The following is a 15,811-nucleotide window of genomic DNA, read 5'->3' on the forward strand; positions in this document are numbered from 1 at the left end:
GTTAGCTCCAGGTTGTTGCCGCGAGGAAACAGCAGAAAGTTGCCACACCAAGTGCTGCGCCTGACAGCGCCTCCGGCCAGGTGTGTTCACGAAGCTGAACCCGGCTGACCATCATCAACGGTGATGATATCAACAGCCACGCCCAGACACCCCCAAACATAGCCGTAACCCACAGCGCTGTGAACGTCACAACCGACACATGTGCGGAGACATTCAGCCACCGCCGGAAGATTGCCAGCGACGCATTGCCCAGGAACATTGCCGCTACAGTCAGCGGCACGGGTGCCGGGAGCGGAAGGACGAAGCAGGCGATGGTGCTGGCCAAAGTCAGCACGGCGAGCAGAATGATCCGTGCCCGGTCCGGCAGCCCCCACCGGCGGAAGAGACCCTTGGACCCCTTGTACAGCAGGGCCGGGACACCCACGATTCCCGCCAGGATCGCGGCAACGCCCAGGAGAGACATCCCGGCTTTCAACCCCGCAAGGATCACGAGCACCGCCAGCAGCAGGGCGGGCTGCAGGAGCCTGGAATAACTAGACGCCAGAGGCCGCCGTGTTCCGGGCTGGTGAATGGTGGTGCTCAATCCTTGTGCCTATCTCGTCAATGGTGCGGTTTTCCTGCGGGGAGAGCAGCTTCGGATCCAGGACCCGGATGTCGCCGATGAAGATAAACCAACGGTACAGCTGGGTCTTGGATGTCCGGGATTCCAGGGAGATGCTTGCAGCCCTCATGGACCGCTGGCCTTCGCTGGTCTCCATCAGGCGCCGGACGATCGGCCGCAGCGCGTCCAGGTCCGATCTCCGCACAGCCCGTGCCCGGAGTGCTGACCGGATACGTCCGATGGTGGGAAGGATGAACCCGACTGCGAACCCGGTAACCATGGCAGCCAGGAGGATGCGGTACCCGAGGATCAGCGCGTCGTCGTAATTCTCGCCGCCGCCGCGGATTTCGGTGCTTATCTCAAACATTTTCAAAGCGGCTGCCGCTACGCCCACAAAGCACCCGGCGCTGAGCAGATTGAAGCCGATTCGGAAGGCCCGGGACTCCCCTGCACGGTCCCGGCGCAGCGTTTCCACACCGGTGTAGCCCGAGATCATGCCGAACCAGGCGAAAAAGGTTCCCTGGTAGAGCGCGATGGTCGGCTGGTCACCGAAGGTGTCGGTGAAGGAGGCGGCAGATCCCTGGGTATTGGAGATCAGAAGCAGCACCATCTGGGCTGCGGCCAGCACCGCGCCGACGCAGATCAGCGCCTTTATTCGCCTGGCCCTGCCCGTGACCCGCAGCAGCAGCCTGCTGAGGTCGGTCATGCCGATGCCCATCAGCAGATGGACGATCAGGTTGAGCAGGTTCCAGCCGCCCAGATAACGGTCGACGGCGAGGTACACCGGATCGATATTCAGCGTAGCGGCGAGGGCAACAAGGAAGACTGCTCCGAGAATCCCGGGTTTCCACCCGAACGCGAGGCCGAGCAGCCGGCCCCCGACCACGGACCAGAGGACCAGGACAGGAATTACCTGCAGTGCCGTCACAGGAAGGTTCGCTCGAAGTCGCTCGGGCTGGCCGGCTCCTTCGGCAGCAGCGCCAGGGACAGCAAATAGGCAACGTGCTCGGCTGCGCGCTCGGTTTCATTCCAGTCGAGCGACCGCGCCAGCATCCGTTTGATGCCCTTGCGGCTGCCAATGTGCTGGAAGACTGACGGGTTTGCCGTTTCAACTCCCCCGCATCCCTGATGACGCAGCAGGATGTGGCCGAATTCGTGGCAGGCTGCGTGGGTTCGGTGCAGCCGGTTGTCCCCGGACGGCACAAGAATGATCGATTTCTTTTCTTTTTCGATCCACAGCCCGGTAACGGCGGGAATGGCCGAGTTGTCGATTTCCCGGATTTCGATCGGTTTGCCGTGCGCCTGTGAAACGACGTCGAGCAATTCTTCAAAGGTGACGTGCTGGCCCAGGCCCAGGGACGCGACCGCGGTTTCTGATGCGGCCCGGTCCCCGCCGGCAGACTTTCGAAAACGCACTGCCATTCAATTCCCCGTCATGTCTTTTCCGGACTCTGTGCCTGTAGGCCAGAGACTGAACCCTGCGACCCTATCCCACATTTGCGCCAGCAAAAAAGAATGCATTCAGGGAAGCAGCAGCGCGGCGGCGAACGCAATGCAGCCGGCGGCGTGGCCGGCCAGGACCTGTGTTGGTGTGTGCGCGCCGAGTTGTATGCGGGACCAGCCCGTTGCTGAGGCGAGCAGAAGCGCCAGCGCCGGTCCCAGCGCCGGGATCGGCGCGAGCAGTGCCAGTCCCACATAGGCTGCAACGGCGGAGTGCACCGAAAGTTTCCAGAAAAGATTGGCCACCAGGCAGAGGACCAAACCGATGAATACACCGCCGATCTCGCCGAACAGGGCAGCCGGAGCAGCCAGGAAAGCCAGCAGCAGCGCACCCACAGCCAGGGACACGACGGCGCCCAGCAGGACCGGTGCCCGCTGCGAGCGCACGCCGATGTGGTGGTCCGTGACGGAGCCGCGCCGCTTCAGCCACAGGATCCCGGCGAAGGGCAGCCCGACAGTAAACACTGCCGCCACTATCCCGTGCAGCCAGGTCACTCCGGGCGTCAGCACGGGCTGCAGCAGCAGGAGAACGCCGACCAGGACGGCGGGAGCGAAGATTTCCGTGACGACGCCGGCGACGGCGGGAGGGGGTGTTCGGGTGGACAGCGGCGTTTCGGGCATCAGATGAGTCTAGGTCCGGGCGCCTGCTGACAGGTTCCCTGACACGCGTGGAGCCCGGGAGGACTCCCGGGCTCCACATGCTTTTTAGTCCGGCTACTGCACGGTCACCTGCCCAATGAGCCGGGTGTCAGAGACGGAGCTCCCTACATAGATGGCAAGCGGTCCGGTAGGAGTGACGAATTCATCCGCTTCGTCGTCCCAGTACTGCAGCGACCTCGGATCCAGCGTGATGTTCACTGTCCCCACCCCTCCCGGTGGAAGGGTGATGCTGCCGTAGCCGGCCAGCTGGCGTGCTGGTGTGGGTTCTTCGCCGGGCAGGTTGCCCACGTACACCTGGACCGTTTCCTTTCCGGTGCGGGTGCCGAGGTTGGATACCTGCACCGCCACGTTGCCGCTGGGGTTCGCGGCGTCGAGCTCTGCCGGCACCGAGAGGTTCCCGTAGCCGAAGCTGGTGTAGGACAGGCCGTGCCCGAACGGGAACAGCGGAACCGCACCCTCTGTGGTGTAGGCCTTGTAGCCAACAAAGACTCCCTCGGTGTAGTTGACTACCGGGCTAACGACGTCGAAGATGCTGAACGGGTTCGGCGGTCCCACTGTCGTCGCCTGCTCGTCGCTGACCGGGAAGGTGACGGGCAGCTTCCCGGACGGGTTGACATCCCCGTACAGGAGCGAGGCGACTGCGCGTCCCTGCGCCTGTCCGGCGTACCAGGTCTGCAGGACCGAAGGCACGTCCTCGATCCAGGGCATGGTCACCGGACCGCTGGTGGCCATCACCACGACGGTCCGTGGATTCGCTTCCGCCACGGCGCTGATCAGGGCGTCCTGGTTCTGCGGCAGCGCCAGGGAACCCCGGTCGGCGCCCTCACCGGTGTAGTCGCGGGCAACCACGACGGCGACGTCGGCAGCTGCGGCTGCCTGCGCGGCCGCCGTGATGCTCGGGGCTGTGACGCCCTCCGGCGGGATCCATCCCAACCGGGCCATTGCACCAGGCTGGTCATTGAGTCCACCGTTGAACTGGTCCGGCGCGTCGGTGGTGTACTCCACCCGAACCGGCACCGGGGTTCCAACTGTCAGGTCCACCGTCACCTGATTTGTACCGAGATCATCCGCAGCTTCGTTGAGGACCTCGGCCCCGTTCACATACAGCCGTGCCGTGCCCAGATGGGTAAGGGTCAGGGTGTAGGTGCCCGTGGACGGCGGCACAATGGTGCCGGTCCAGGCTGCGGACATCGGCTGGGTAGCGAGCAGCCCGCCGATTCCGGGAACCTGCGACGTGTTGATCACGTCCGCCGAAATCCCGGTCCGCAGGTTTACCTGCGGCTCCGTTCGTGCCAGCGTGGGATCGCCGGTGAAGTTGTTGATGCCCAGCCGATACTCGGCGTTGACGTTGGTCAGCACATCACTGGGCATCGGGAATGGGCCCGGGATGGTGTCGGCCAGTGACACCGGGTCTGTACCGGCGGACTGGCTGATGGTGGCGCCCGTAGCCCGGGCCGTAATGCCGTCCAGGATGGTGGTCAGCCGGGCCGGATTCGGGACGGCGCCCGAACCGCCGCCGTCAATGTACCAGTCGGCGTCGGCACCAATGACGGCTATCGAGGAGGTGTCAGCCTGGACCAGCGGCAGCGTGCCGTCGCTGTTCTTGAGCAGCACCGCAGAGTTCTCCGCCACTTGCTCTGCGACCGCATCGTGGGCGTCCAGCATGTTTTCCGGAATCGAAATGTCCGTTGGCTGCGGGGTCTCGAAGGAGCCCTCCGGCGGGTTGTCGATGATGCCGTTATCGAACATGGCGAAAGCCACCCGGCGGGCCGCGTCAGTCAGGCGCAGTTCCGAAACCTGGTTGTTCAGCACGGCCTGCTGCAGCGCCGGCCCGGAGAACTCGGTCCCGGGCCCTGCAACGTCCAGGCCGTTGGCATAGTCGGAGAATGCATGCGCGGCGTTGAAGTCAGAACTCACGAAACCCTGGAATCCCAGGCGTCCTTTCAGGATCTGGTTCAGCAGCAGGTCGTTGCCGCACGAATACTCGGAGTTAACTTTGTTGAACGCGCACATGACGGAGCCGGCGTTGCCGTTTTCCACGACGTTCTCCCACGGGCGGGTGTAGGTCTCCAGGAGCGGGCGCTCATCGATGCGAACGTTGACGTCTCCGCGGCGTGATTCAAAGTTGTTCAGGTTGTAGTGCTTGGGCAGGGCAATGACGTCAGCTCCCTGTTCACCAATAACCTGGGCCGCCGCAGTGTCTCCGCTGAGCATTGGGTCCTCACCGAGGTCTTCCCACATCCTGCCGTTATAGGGCGTCCGGACCAGGTCCATGGTGGGTCCGGCGATTGAGTTGAAGCCGGTTGCGCGGGCTTCCTCCCCGCCCACGGCACCGTAGGCGCGGGCCAGCTCCGCATCGAATGTGGAGGCAAGGCCTACACCGACCGGCAGACCGGTGGACGGACCGGTGTCCAGTGCAAGGCCGCAGCAGCCGTCCTTGCCCCGGATGCCCGGCAGCCCGAACTCCGGAACACCGGGTCCGCCGGACTGGATCAGGTAGGTGACTTTTTGCCCCAGGTTCATGGCCGCCGTGGCCCACTGTGCGCGGGTCATGGCGTCCTCGTCGCTGCCCAGCCAGGGGTTGCCTGCCGGCACCGGAGGGGTGCAGCCGCCTTCCCGCCCGTTGTAGGCATCCAGCCTGGTCATAAATGCTGCCATCGCGTCACGGGCAACCGGGAGGAACGGACGGTAAGTTCCGTCGGGCCAGCCCGTGGAGATGCCGGATTCCTTCATCCACGCAATCTCCTCAGCGAACTGGAGGGTTAATGGAACGTCGGTGAAGGGCGCAGTGGTGGGATCGGGGAACTCCAGGGTCGCGGCAACGCTGCAGTAGCCGCCGCTGAACCGGTTCATGAACGCCGCCATGGCGTCGCGGGCGACTGGTTCAAGCGGGCGGAAGGTTCCGTCCGGGTAGCCGGTGGTAATGCCGGTTGACGCGAGCCAGGTGATTTCCTTGTAGAACTGGATCTCCGGGGTGATGTCCGTAAACGGGGAGGTGGCCGGCGGCTCGAAATAGGGTTGTCCGGCCAGCCGGTAGATAAACGCCGCCATCGCATCACGGGCAACCGTTGCCAGCGGGCGGTAGGTCCCGTCGGGGAAACCGGTGGCGATTCCGTTCGCGGCGATGAATTCAATCTCCGTTTGAAACGGATCGTTAGCTATGTCGCTGAACGGCGGCGGCTGCACTGTGTATTCAGGATCCGCCTGAATCACAGCATCATCACCTACCGCAGACGGAAGAAATCCGGTTGCCGCGAACAAGCCTAGAAAGGCCACCAGCCCGTACCGGCGCGCATTACGCGGCCTTCGAGTGCTGATGCGCCGTTTTCGAGTGAACATACAAGCTCCTCAGTGATTCGGCGTGCGTGACCATTCACGCATCACCGTATGCAGGGGTTTGAGCGCGCGGCGCTGAGACTGGACGCCGGAATGAGGGCAGTGAGATTTACCGGGTTTACCGGTTTCCTGAACAGCATTCTTTGAATGCCTGGCCAGGAAGTTTGGGGTGCGAACTACTAGTGGAACGGAGCCTAGATGTATGCCCGGAAGCCTTCAATAGCACAAACTACGCGCTTGTACCGGGTACTCCCGGCGGCACTTCCCTTCCTAAACCATCCGCAAGGGTAGAGGGGTATTTACCCGCGGCGCACCGCGGATTGCCCCCAATACGTGTCAGCCAACCACGTGGTGCCGTCCCAGCGGCAGCACCAGCGGCTTGCCGGAGGCAGGGTCGGTGATGACCCGGTTCTCCAGCCCGTAGACCGCCCGGACGTTGTCCTCAGTGAGTACTTCGGCAGGGGTACCGGCGGCGAGGATCTTTCCGTCGGCCATGGCCACCAGATGGTCCGCGTAGCGGCCGGCCAGGTTCAGGTCGTGAAGCACCATCACGATCGTGGTGCCGCGGCTGCGGTTCAGGTCGGTGAGCAGGTCCAGGACTTCCACCTGGTGGCTGACGTCCAGGAACGTGGTGGGCTCGTCGAGCAGCAGCAGGTCCGTCTGCTGGGCCAGGGCCATGGCGATCCAGACGCGCTGGCGCTGCCCGCCGGAGAGCTCGTCCACGGAGCGCTCGGCCAGCCCCGCCGTCTCGGTGGCGTCCAGCGCGGCGGCGACGGCGGCGTCGTCCTCCGCGTTCCACCGGGCCAGGAGCCGCTGGTGCGGATGCCGGCCGCGGCCCACCAGGTCCGCAACCGTGATGCCTTCGGGCGCCACTGGGGACTGCGGCAGGAGGCCCAGCGTGCGGGCCAGCTGTTTGGGAGGCATCCGGTGGACCTCTTTGCCGTCCAGCAGCACGTGGCCTTTCTTCGGCGCGAGGAGCCGGGACATTGAGCGCAGCAGCGTGGACTTGCCGCACGCGTTGGCGCCGATGACGGCGGTGACCTGGCCCGGCGGAACCAGCAGGTCCAGGGACTCGATGACCGTGCGGTCTCCGTAGCCCAGCGTGAGGCCTTCGACGGCGAGGGTGTGGGCAGCGGTCACAGTGAGGCTCCTGCGCGGTTGACGCGGACAATGAGGTAAACGAGGTAGGGGGCGCCGAGCACGCCGGTCACCACTCCCACCGGGAAGCGGGTGCCGAAGGCGTACTGTCCGCAGAAGTCGGCCACCAGGACCAGCAGCGCGCCTACCAGGGCGGCGGGGACCAGCAGCGACGGGCCGGGGCCTACCAGCCGGGCGGCGATCGGCCCGGCGAGGAAGGCGACGAACGCGATGGGTCCGGTGGCTGCCGTCGCGAAGGAGATGAGCAGCACCGCGGCGACGATGATGACCAGCCGGGTGCGGCCCACGCGCACGCCGAGGGCGGAGGCGGTGTCATCGCCCAGCCGGGTGGCGCCGAGGTTGCGGGCCTGGCTCAGCAGCACGGGGCCGCAGACCAGCAGTGCGGCGAGGACGGGCAGGGCCTGGTTCCACGAGGCGCCGTTGAGGCTGCCGGTGAGCCAGCGCATGGCTTCCTGCAGTTCCCAGTCCGGCGCCTGGTTCAGGATGTACGCGGTGACGGATTCGAGCATCGCGGCGATGCCGATGCCCACCAGGATCAGCCGGGTGTCCGCGACGCCGGCCTTGTAAGACAGGGCGTAGACGACCAGCGCGACGGCGAGCCCGGCGGTGATCGCAAACAGGGACACCGATGCTCCGCCCAGGCCCAGCCCCACGATTGCAAAGGCGGCACCGGCACCGGCGCCGGAGCTGATGCCGATGATGTCCGGGCTGGCCAGCGGGTTGCGCAGCATGGTCTGGAACGCGACGCCGGCCAGGCCGAAGCTGGCGCCGGCGAGCACGGCCAGTGCCGCGCGGGGCAGGCGCAGGCGCCCGACGGCGAAGGAGGCGCCGGGCACATCCTCACCGAAAACCACCCGCAGCACGTCGCCGAGCGGGTAGAACGTGCGTCCGGCCATCACGCTGAGTGCAAAGACCGCCAGGATCAGAATGGTCAGGACGGTCACGACGGTGCGCAGGCGGAGGCCGCGGTTCCGGCGGCCGCGGACGACGGCGGCGATGGTCGCGCTGTTGCCGGCGGACAGATCCGGGGCCGCGTCCGGGGCTGTGGAGGAGGAGACGTTCACAGGGCTCGGACTTTCTGCCGGCGGACAATCCAGATGAAGAACGGGGCGCCGATCAGCGCGGTAATAATGCCGACGTCGATTTCCGCCGGACGGGCGATGATTCGGCCCAGTACATCCGCGGCGGTGACCAGGGCGGCCCCGGCGACGGCGGAGAAGGGCAGCAGCCAGCGGTGGTCAACGCCGGTGAGCAGCCGGCAGGCGTGCGGCACCATCAGGCCGACGAAGGCGATGGGTCCGGTCACCGCAGTGGAGGCGCCGCAGAGCAGCACGGCGCCCAGGGCGGCGGTGCCGCGGGCCAGGGCTACGCGTTCGCCGAGGCCGGCGGCCAGTTCATCGCCCAGCGCCAGGGAGTTCAGGGACCGGGCGGTGACCAGGCAGACCAGGAACCCGACGGCGAGGAACGGCAGCACCTGCCCAATCGCGTCGAAGGAGCCGCCGCCCACGCCGCCGATCTGCCAGGACCGCACTCCCCCGGCAAGGTCGTTCCGCGGCAGCACAACGGCGGAGATAAAGGATGCCAGCGCCGCGGAGATCGCGGTGCCGGCCAGGGCGAGTTTCAGCGGGGTGGCGCCGCCGCGGCCCAGCGAGCCCACCGCGTAGACGAACAGAGCGGTGATTCCGGCACCCAGGATCGCGGCCCAGACAAAGCTGTTGGCGGCGGTCAGGCCGAAGAAAGCCATGCCCACCACGACGGCGAGGGAGGCACCCATGTTCACGCCCAGGATGCCCGGGTCGGCCAGCGGATTGCGGGTGACGCCCTGCATCACGGCTCCGGCGACGCCCAGCGCTGCACCGGCGAGCACAGCCAGCAGGGTGCGGGGAATGCGTTTGGCCACGGCGGCCTCGCTGAAGCCGTCTGCCGAGCCGCCCAGTGCGGCAACAATGTCCGCCCAGTCGACGTCGCGCGCCCCCACCGTGACGGAGGCCAGCATCAGCAGGCCCAGGAGTACGACGGCGGCGGCGAGCCAGAGGGCGCGCAGCCGCCCCGGGCGCCGTGCTGCAGTTCCGGAAGCCAGGGACTCCGGTGAGTCCTGGTTTTCGGGTGCGGGGGCGGCGTCCGGGGCAGCCGGGCGGGAAGGGTGTGTCACTTGGCGGCGTCGGCTGCTTCTGCGAGCACGGTCAGGTAATCGTTCAGCACCCAGCTGATCGCCAGCGGGGTGGGGTTGGCTGCGGTGCCCAGCGGGTTGTCACCGGGCAGGGTGACGATTGCGCCGTTGGCGACGGCGGGGATCTGGGAGAGCAGCGGATCGGATTCGAGTGCGGTGATCAGTTCCTCGCCGCCGTAGGTGACGATGATGTCCACGTCGCTGAAGGCATCGGCCTGCTCGGCGCTCTGCGTGAGGGAGAACTTCTCGGTCTCGGCGGAGGCCTTGGCGATGCTGTCTGCCACGCTCATGCCCAGGTCCTCGAAGAAGAGGGTGCGCGGGTCGTGCGTGGTGTAGAAGCTGACTTCGCTGAGGTCCGTGGTGTCCACGTGGGTCATGAACATGGCGGACTTGCCGGCCAAGGACGGGAACTTGGCGGCGGCGTCGGTCATTTCCTGCTCCAGGGCAGCGACCAGCTGCTCGCCTTCCTCGGCCAGGCCCAGGGCGGTGGAGTTGTACTCGACCATTTCGCGCCAGGAGGTGCCCCAGGCGGTTTCCGGGTAGGCAACCACGGGGGCGATTTCACTCAGGGTGTCGTAGTCCTCCTGGGTCAGGCCGGAGTAGGCGGCCAGGATGACGTCCGGCTGGGTGTCGGCTACGGCTTCGAAGTCGATGCCGTCGTTCTCGTCGAACAGCACCGGCGCTTCGCCGCCGAGTTCCTCGAGCTTTTCCTCGACCCACGGGAGGATGCCGTCGCCGTCGTCGTCGCCGAAGTTCGCGGCGGCCATGCCCACGGGCACAACACCCAGGGCCAGCGGAACTTCGTGGTTGGCCCAGTTGACCGTGGCCACGCGTTCCGGCTTTTCGTCGATGACGGCGGTGCCCAGGGCGTGTTCAATGGTGATGGTTTCCCAGTCGCCTTCGGGTGCGGCCTGACTTTCGGCCGGTGTGGAGGAGCAGGCGGCGAGGGATGCGGTGAGCAGGGCGGCGGCTGAGAGCGCAGCGAGTTTGGAGGAGCGCAAGAGTCGTTTCCTTTGGTGCAGGTTCGGGCCGGCCCCGATTGGGGCCGGCGGAAGCCTTCCTGCGACGCTCCGGATACGTACTTAGGGCAGGCTAACCAAGGTAACCCTAAGCTACTTCTACGGTTGGTGGGAAATTTGGTGACAGAAAGATGTCCTAATTAGCGGACAAGCGGGTTCCGGGAGCGGGCTCCCTCGGAATTTTGTCAGCGCCCGGTCTATAGTTTCCGGACACCAACCCCGTCAGGAGCTGCCGTGAATCCGTATGAACCCGTTCCTCCCGCTGCGCTGGAAGACCTTGCCGAACGCCTGGCCCGGTTCCGGCCGGTGCCCGAACCCCGGCTCTTCAACCGCAGCCGTGACTCCCTCGGGTTCGGCGGGGAGCAGCTCGCCGAGCTGGTCGAGCACTGGCGGACCGGGTTCGACTGGCCCGCGCAGGAGGCATGGATTTCGGCGCTGCAGTGGGAGCAGACGGAGCTGTCCACTATGCCGGTGCGCGCCGTCGTGTCCCGGGCGGAAGCTGCCTACGGCTCGCCGTCGTCGCCCGTAGTGCTGCTGCTGCACGGCTGGCCGGATTCTGTCCTGCGGTTCCAGCGGCTTTTTCCACTGCTGACGGACCTGACCTATGTGGCGCCGGCGCTGCCCGGGTATCCGTTTGCCGCACCGGTGCCGGCGGGCGGGATGTCCACGGTGGAGATGGCCGATGCGGTTGCTTCGGCGATGTCTGAGTTCGGGTTCGCCCGGTACGTGGTGTCCGCCGGGGATGTTGGCTCGGATGTGGCTGAGGCGCTGGCGGTGCGGCATCCCGACGTCGTGACGGCGCTGCACCTGACCGATGTGTCCCAGTACCACGTCAACCTCGCACCGCCGCAGGACATGGACGACGCCGAGCGGGAGTACCAGCAGCGGGCCCGGCGCTGGCAGGGGGCTGAGGGCGGATATGCGCACGAGCAGTCCACGCGTCCGGTGACGCTGGCGGCGGGGCTTGGGGATTCACCGGCCGGGCTGGCGGCGTGGATCGGCGAGAAGCTGGTCCGCTGGACGGATTCGGACGGAACGCTGACGAATGCGTTCAGCCTGGATGAGGCACTGACGTGGATCAGTGCGTACTGGTTCACCGGGTCCATCGGGACCTCGTTCGCTCCGTATGCGGCGGGCCGTCCAACGGGCTGGCCGCGCATCGAGACGCCGACCGTGTTCACACTGTTCCCGAAGGACCTGGTGAATGCGCCGCGGCAGTTCGCCGAGCGGTACTTCAAGGTTGCCGAGTGGATGGAGTTCCAGAGCGGCGGGCACTTCGCTGCGTGGGAGCGGCCGTCCGACTATCTGGAGGGTGTGCGGGCGGCGGTGAAGCTGGGGTTCGGGTAAGCGCGTGCTGCACCGTTCCTGCCACCGGATACCGGGCTGCATCGCTCAAGCTAGAGACGTCACTCGATCCCGTCCCGGATGATCGGACAGGTCATGCAGTGCCCGCCGCCGCGGCCGCGGCCCAGCTCGGCTCCGACAATGGGAACCACCTCGACGCCGGCGTTCCGCAGCGCCGCGTTGGTCTGGGTGTTGCGGTCGTAGGTGAACACCACTCCCGGCTCCACGGCGACGGCATTGTTTGCACTGTCCCACTGCTGGCGTTCGGTGGCGTGGTAATCCCCGGCGGTCTCCACCAGGCGCAGCTGCTTGTAGCCCATGGCTTCGGCCACCACATCCACGAAGCGGCGGTCCCGCTCGTCCCGGATTTCGAGGCCGGGATCCTTGTCCGAGGGGTGGATGGTGAACGGGTGGATGCCGTCCACGATGGCCGGATGGATAGTAGCCAGGTCCCGGTCAGCGAAGGTGAACACGGTATCCAGGTGCATCGCGGCGCGCAGTTTCGGCATCCCGGCGACCACGATCCGGTCCGCTGCCTCGTCCGCGAAGAGTGCCTGCGCCAGCTGGGTGATGGCCTGCCGGGAGGTCCGCTCTCCCATGCCGAGCAGCACGGTGCCGTTGCCTACGGGCATGACGTCGCCGCCTTCCAGGGTGGCCTGGCTCCAGTCCTGTTCGGCATCGCCCCACCAGATCTTTGATCCGGTGTAGTCCGGGTGGAACCGGTAGATGGCCTGCATCAGCAGGGTCTCGTCATGCCGGGCCGGCCAGTACAGCGGGTTCAGGGTCAGTCCGGAGCCAATCCAGCAGGTGGTGTCCCGGGTGTAGAGGGTGTTGGGCAGCGGCGGCAGCAGGTACTCGGGCCGGCCCTGGGATTCCCGGATAAGACCGACGTAACCGCTGCGGTAATCCGAGGGAAGGTCCGACGTCGTCAGGCCACCAATGAGGTACCGCGCCAGTTCCGGTCCGGAGAGTGAGTCCAGGAAAGCGCGGGTGCCGGTGACCAGACCCAGGCCCACGCGGTTGGCGATGATTTTGCGGTCCAGCAGCCAGGTCCGCCCGTCGGGCAGGTCCATGGTCTGGCCGAGCAGGTCGTGGAGTTCGACGACGTCGACGCCGCGGCTGGTCAGCTTGGCCACGAAGTCCGCGTGGTCGCGCTGAGCGTTCTCCACCCACAGAACGTCGTCGAACAGCAGGTCTTCACGGTTGGTGGGGGTCAGGCGTTCGTGGGCCAGGCCCGGTGCGCAGACCAGGACCTTGCGCAGCTTGCCCACCTCAGAGTGGACGCCGTAGGACGCGGCCGTGCCTGCGGCGGTTGGGGAAAGCATGGGGTTCTCCTTGAGTTGTGAAGCCGGACCTACTGTCCCGGTTCCGCCTGCGCCCGGCGGCGGAGCGCTTCGTTGACGGCAGGGTCGTCCAGCTTGCGCAGCCAGGTCAGCAGTTCGGGTCCGGCGGCCGGATTGGCGGCGACGGCGGGACGTGCGATTGGCTGCTCGGCGGCAAGTTCCTGCAGGCGCTGCGGAGCGGTTCCGGGATCCTCTGCTTCTGCCAAGACGGCAACCTCAGCGGGATCCACATCCCTTGGCCGGCTGGCCGAGGCTCCCCCATTGACGATGCCTGACGCCGGGACGTTCATCAGCGGAGCTGTCCGGCGGGTGGACGGGGTGGTGTCCTCAGCGTGATGTTCCTGCATGTCTTCGTGCACGGGATGCTCCTTTGTAAGTAGCCTTATGAACATCCTTGCAGAAGGAGCCGTGGTCTCCGAATCGGCGGGGCGTTTCCAGCGACCGCGGGACCGGGGCTTGCCAGACAAGAAAATGCCGGGCCGCCCCTTCGAGGGGACGGCCCGGCAGCAGCGCGGAAGTCCTAGAGCTCGGTGGTCACCTTCCACGATGAATGGATGGCGCCGTGGATGTAGTTGACCGCGCCAGCGTCACCGACGACGTCGCAGGGGATGCCCGCATCCCGCAGCTCGTCCGCGAGGGGGGCTGCCGACGTCGTGCCGTCGGCGTAGACCACCATGGCGGCGGGTGCGGAGAAGGACTCTTCCCCTACCGTCCATTCCACGGACTTCTCGGTGATCCGGGTGATGGTTGCGTTGCGGTGAATCTGGACGCCGTGCTTCTTGGCGTCGCTGACGGCGGTCCAGCGGCGCGGCATGGCCAGCGGCAGGCCGAGCTGCTGCTTTTCGTGCAGCAGGGTGACGCGGCGTCCGCGTTCGGCGAGGAACTCGGCGAGCTCCAGGCCCACGAGGGAGCCGCCGATGACCACCACGTCCTTGCCCATGGGCAGCCAGAACTTGGTGAACTGGCGGACGAACTCGGGGCTCTTGGTCACGCCGGAGAGCCGGCCCATCTTGCCCAGGGTGCTCAGTACGGCGCCGGCTTCCTCGGCTGTGGCGGTGCCGAGCATCATGGCGCGCAGGGTGTCGCCGGTCTGGACGATCGGCAGGTCGCCGCCCGGGAAGTCGGGCTTGGGCCGGACGGCGCCGGTGGCGACGATGACGTGGTCCGGGTTCAGCGCGCGGATGGTTTCGATAGTGGCTGGGGTGTTCAGTTTGACGGCGATGCGCAGCCGTTTGATTTCGGCCTTGAACCAGCGCAGCAGGCGCTCGTTGTCCGGCGTCGTCATGGTGGAGAACCACATGGTGCCGCCGAGGCGGTCGGACTTGTCGATCACGGTGACGCGGTGGCCGCGTTCGGTGAGGACGCGCGCGCTTTCCAGGCCTGCGGGGCCGGCGCCGACGACGACGACGTGCTTGGCCGCCGACGCGGGCTTCAGCGGAAGCACGGCTTCGTTGCCCAGGGCCGGATTGACGGCGCAGAACGGGGTGTCGTCGAAGAAGTTCTCCGCGACGCAGAGGTAGCAGTTGATGCAGGGGCGGACTTCGGCGAAGCGGCCTTCGCGGAGCTTGTTGGGCAGTTCAGGGTCGGCGAGCAGCTGGCGGCCCATGGCGGCGTAGTCGATCTGGCCTGCGGCGATGGCCTTTTCGGAGATCTCCGGGAGCATACGGCCGACGGCGATCACGGGGACATTCACCGCTTGCTTGATCGCGGCGGCGTTCTCCAGGTAGGCGCCCACCTTGTTGGGCAGCGGGCCGTCGGTGAAGTTGTCGAACGGGTTGCGCCCCCAGCCGGTGACGTGGATGGCATCAGCTCCGGCTTCTTCGAACAGCTTGGAGGCCTCGATGGCTTCGGGGAGGGTGAGACCGCCTTCCTGGCCGTATTCTTCACCGGCGACGCGGACCAGGATGGCCAGCTTGTCCCCCACGCGTGCCTTGACGGCGGCGATGACCTCGCAGGCCAGACGGGCGCGGTTGGCGAGGGAGCCGCCGTAGGCGTCGGTCCGCTTGTTGTCCCGCTGATTGAGGAAGACACCCAGGATGTAGCCGTGGGCGGCGTGGATCTCAATGGCGTCGGCTCCGGCCTTGGCGATGCGTTCGGCGGCGTCGGCCCAGGTCTCAATCAGCCAGTTGATGTCCTCCTGGGTCATCTCCTTGTAGGACGTCTGCTTGCCGGCGGTGGCGGCGCCCATCTTGCCGAGTTCTTCGCGCGTGCTGTCTGCCAGGGCGGACATGTCGTACGTGTAGTCCTGCGGGTTCGGTGCGAGGACGGGCCGGTCATTGGCGACGTCCACGCGGGCGACTTTGCCGTGGTGCGTGGACTGGATGCAGAGCTTGCTGCCGGCTGCGTGGATGGCGTCGGCGAGGGCTTTCAGACCGGGAATGTACTTGTCATCCGAGAGGCCCGGCTCCTTCATGGATGCCGCGCCGTAGGGGAAGGCAATGGCGCAGGCTCCGGTGATGATCAGGCCTGCGCCCCCTTTGGCGCGGGCCACGTAGTGGTCGATCTCGGTCTGCTCGATCTCGCCGTGCTCGGAGACGTTCATATCCATGGCGGGCAGGACGATGCGGTTGGGGGTTTCCATCGGACCAATACGGCCGGTGGCCATCAGGTGCGGGAACGTTTTGGTGCTCATGGTTCGAATTTTAGTCGTCTTATTTACACCGTATACACGGATTCTCCG

At 66.4% G+C, this 15,811-nt stretch carries 13 protein-coding genes; 1 reads left to right on the forward strand and 12 read right to left on the reverse strand.

What is annotated here, in order from left to right; all coding sequences use genetic code 11:
• Window position 1: 1 nt before the first annotated feature.
• The 9 genes from FYJ28_RS06445 to FYJ28_RS06485 form a co-directional block, all read right to left on the reverse strand.
• Window positions 2-583, reverse strand: coding sequence for a hypothetical protein (locus FYJ28_RS06445; protein ID WP_055240054.1), 582 nt, complete (start codon window positions 581-583; stop codon window positions 2-4).
• Window positions 534-1,529, reverse strand: a complete 996-nt coding sequence (locus FYJ28_RS06450) for a hypothetical protein (RefSeq protein WP_154578678.1) — start codon at window positions 1,527-1,529, stop codon at window positions 534-536. Before FYJ28_RS06450 ends, FYJ28_RS06445 begins: the two co-directional genes overlap by 50 nt.
• Entirely contained in the window at window positions 1,526-2,023 is a 498-nt protein-coding gene (locus FYJ28_RS06455; RefSeq protein ID WP_055240056.1) for a hypothetical protein, read from the reverse strand. Before FYJ28_RS06455 ends, FYJ28_RS06450 begins: the two co-directional genes overlap by 4 nt.
• A 99-nt stretch (window positions 2,024-2,122) precedes the next feature.
• A complete protein-coding gene (locus tag FYJ28_RS06460) occupies window positions 2,123-2,722 on the reverse strand; it encodes a phosphatase PAP2 family protein (RefSeq protein WP_154578679.1) in 600 nt (199 codons plus the stop codon).
• A 93-nt stretch (window positions 2,723-2,815) separates the two neighbouring features.
• A complete protein-coding gene (locus FYJ28_RS06465) occupies window positions 2,816-5,974 on the reverse strand; it encodes a glycoside hydrolase family 3 C-terminal domain-containing protein (RefSeq protein ID WP_195840614.1) in 3,159 nt (1,052 codons plus the stop codon).
• Between the two features lie 459 nt (window positions 5,975-6,433).
• Complete coding sequence (locus tag FYJ28_RS06470; protein WP_055240058.1) at window positions 6,434-7,237, reverse strand: ABC transporter ATP-binding protein; 804 nt, start codon at window positions 7,235-7,237, stop codon at window positions 6,434-6,436.
• Complete coding sequence (locus tag FYJ28_RS06475) at window positions 7,234-8,319, reverse strand: FecCD family ABC transporter permease (RefSeq protein WP_442778575.1); 1,086 nt, start codon at window positions 8,317-8,319, stop codon at window positions 7,234-7,236. Before FYJ28_RS06475 ends, FYJ28_RS06470 begins: the two co-directional genes overlap by 4 nt.
• Window positions 8,316-9,407: a FecCD family ABC transporter permease gene (locus FYJ28_RS06480; RefSeq protein WP_326831555.1), complete on the reverse strand. Its 1,092-nt coding sequence runs from the start codon at window positions 9,405-9,407 to the stop codon at window positions 8,316-8,318. Before FYJ28_RS06480 ends, FYJ28_RS06475 begins: the two co-directional genes overlap by 4 nt.
• A complete protein-coding gene (locus tag FYJ28_RS06485; protein ID WP_154578681.1) occupies window positions 9,404-10,426 on the reverse strand; it encodes an iron-siderophore ABC transporter substrate-binding protein in 1,023 nt (340 codons plus the stop codon). The genes FYJ28_RS06480 and FYJ28_RS06485 overlap by 4 nt, the downstream gene beginning before the upstream one ends.
• A gap of 252 nt (window positions 10,427-10,678) precedes the next feature.
• Here FYJ28_RS06485 and FYJ28_RS06490 point away from each other — a divergent pair, with 252 nt between their 5' ends.
• Window positions 10,679-11,791, forward strand: a complete 1,113-nt coding sequence (locus FYJ28_RS06490; RefSeq protein WP_326831556.1) for an epoxide hydrolase family protein — start codon at window positions 10,679-10,681, stop codon at window positions 11,789-11,791.
• A 59-nt stretch (window positions 11,792-11,850) separates the two neighbouring features.
• Here the strand turns inward: FYJ28_RS06490 and FYJ28_RS06495 are convergent, their stop codons facing one another.
• The 3 genes from FYJ28_RS06495 to FYJ28_RS06505 all read right to left on the reverse strand — a co-directional run bounded on the left by FYJ28_RS06495 (window position 11,851) and on the right by FYJ28_RS06505 (window position 15,763).
• Entirely contained in the window at window positions 11,851-13,113 is a 1,263-nt protein-coding gene (locus tag FYJ28_RS06495) for an arginine deiminase (RefSeq protein ID WP_154578682.1), read from the reverse strand.
• Window positions 13,114-13,142: 29 nt separating this feature from the next.
• On the reverse strand, window positions 13,143-13,490 hold the full coding sequence (locus FYJ28_RS06500) for a variant leucine-rich repeat-containing protein (RefSeq protein ID WP_154578683.1): 348 nt from the start codon (window positions 13,488-13,490) through the stop codon (window positions 13,143-13,145).
• A gap of 161 nt (window positions 13,491-13,651) precedes the next feature.
• Window positions 13,652-15,763: an FAD-dependent oxidoreductase gene (locus tag FYJ28_RS06505; RefSeq protein WP_229780298.1), complete on the reverse strand. Its 2,112-nt coding sequence runs from the start codon at window positions 15,761-15,763 to the stop codon at window positions 13,652-13,654.
• Window positions 15,764-15,811 lie beyond the last annotated feature (48 nt).

This window comes from Arthrobacter sp. BL-252-APC-1A (assembly GCF_009696625.1).
Lineage (GTDB): Bacteria > Actinomycetota > Actinomycetes > Actinomycetales > Micrococcaceae > Arthrobacter_B.

Excerpts from the sequence above, each read along its gene's own strand:
- FYJ28_RS06495 (WP_154578682.1), bottom strand. The coding sequence starts at position 13,113 with ATGCTTTCCCCAACCGCCGCAGGCACGGCCGCGTCCTACGGCGTCCAC.
- FYJ28_RS06455 (WP_055240056.1), bottom strand. The coding sequence starts at position 2,023 with ATGGCAGTGCGTTTTCGAAAGTCTGCCGGCGGGGACCGGGCCGCATCA.
- FYJ28_RS06460 (WP_154578679.1), bottom strand. The coding sequence starts at position 2,722 with ATGCCCGAAACGCCGCTGTCCACCCGAACACCCCCTCCCGCCGTCGCC.
- FYJ28_RS06505 (WP_229780298.1), bottom strand. The coding sequence starts at position 15,763 with ATGAGCACCAAAACGTTCCCGCACCTGATGGCCACCGGCCGTATTGGT.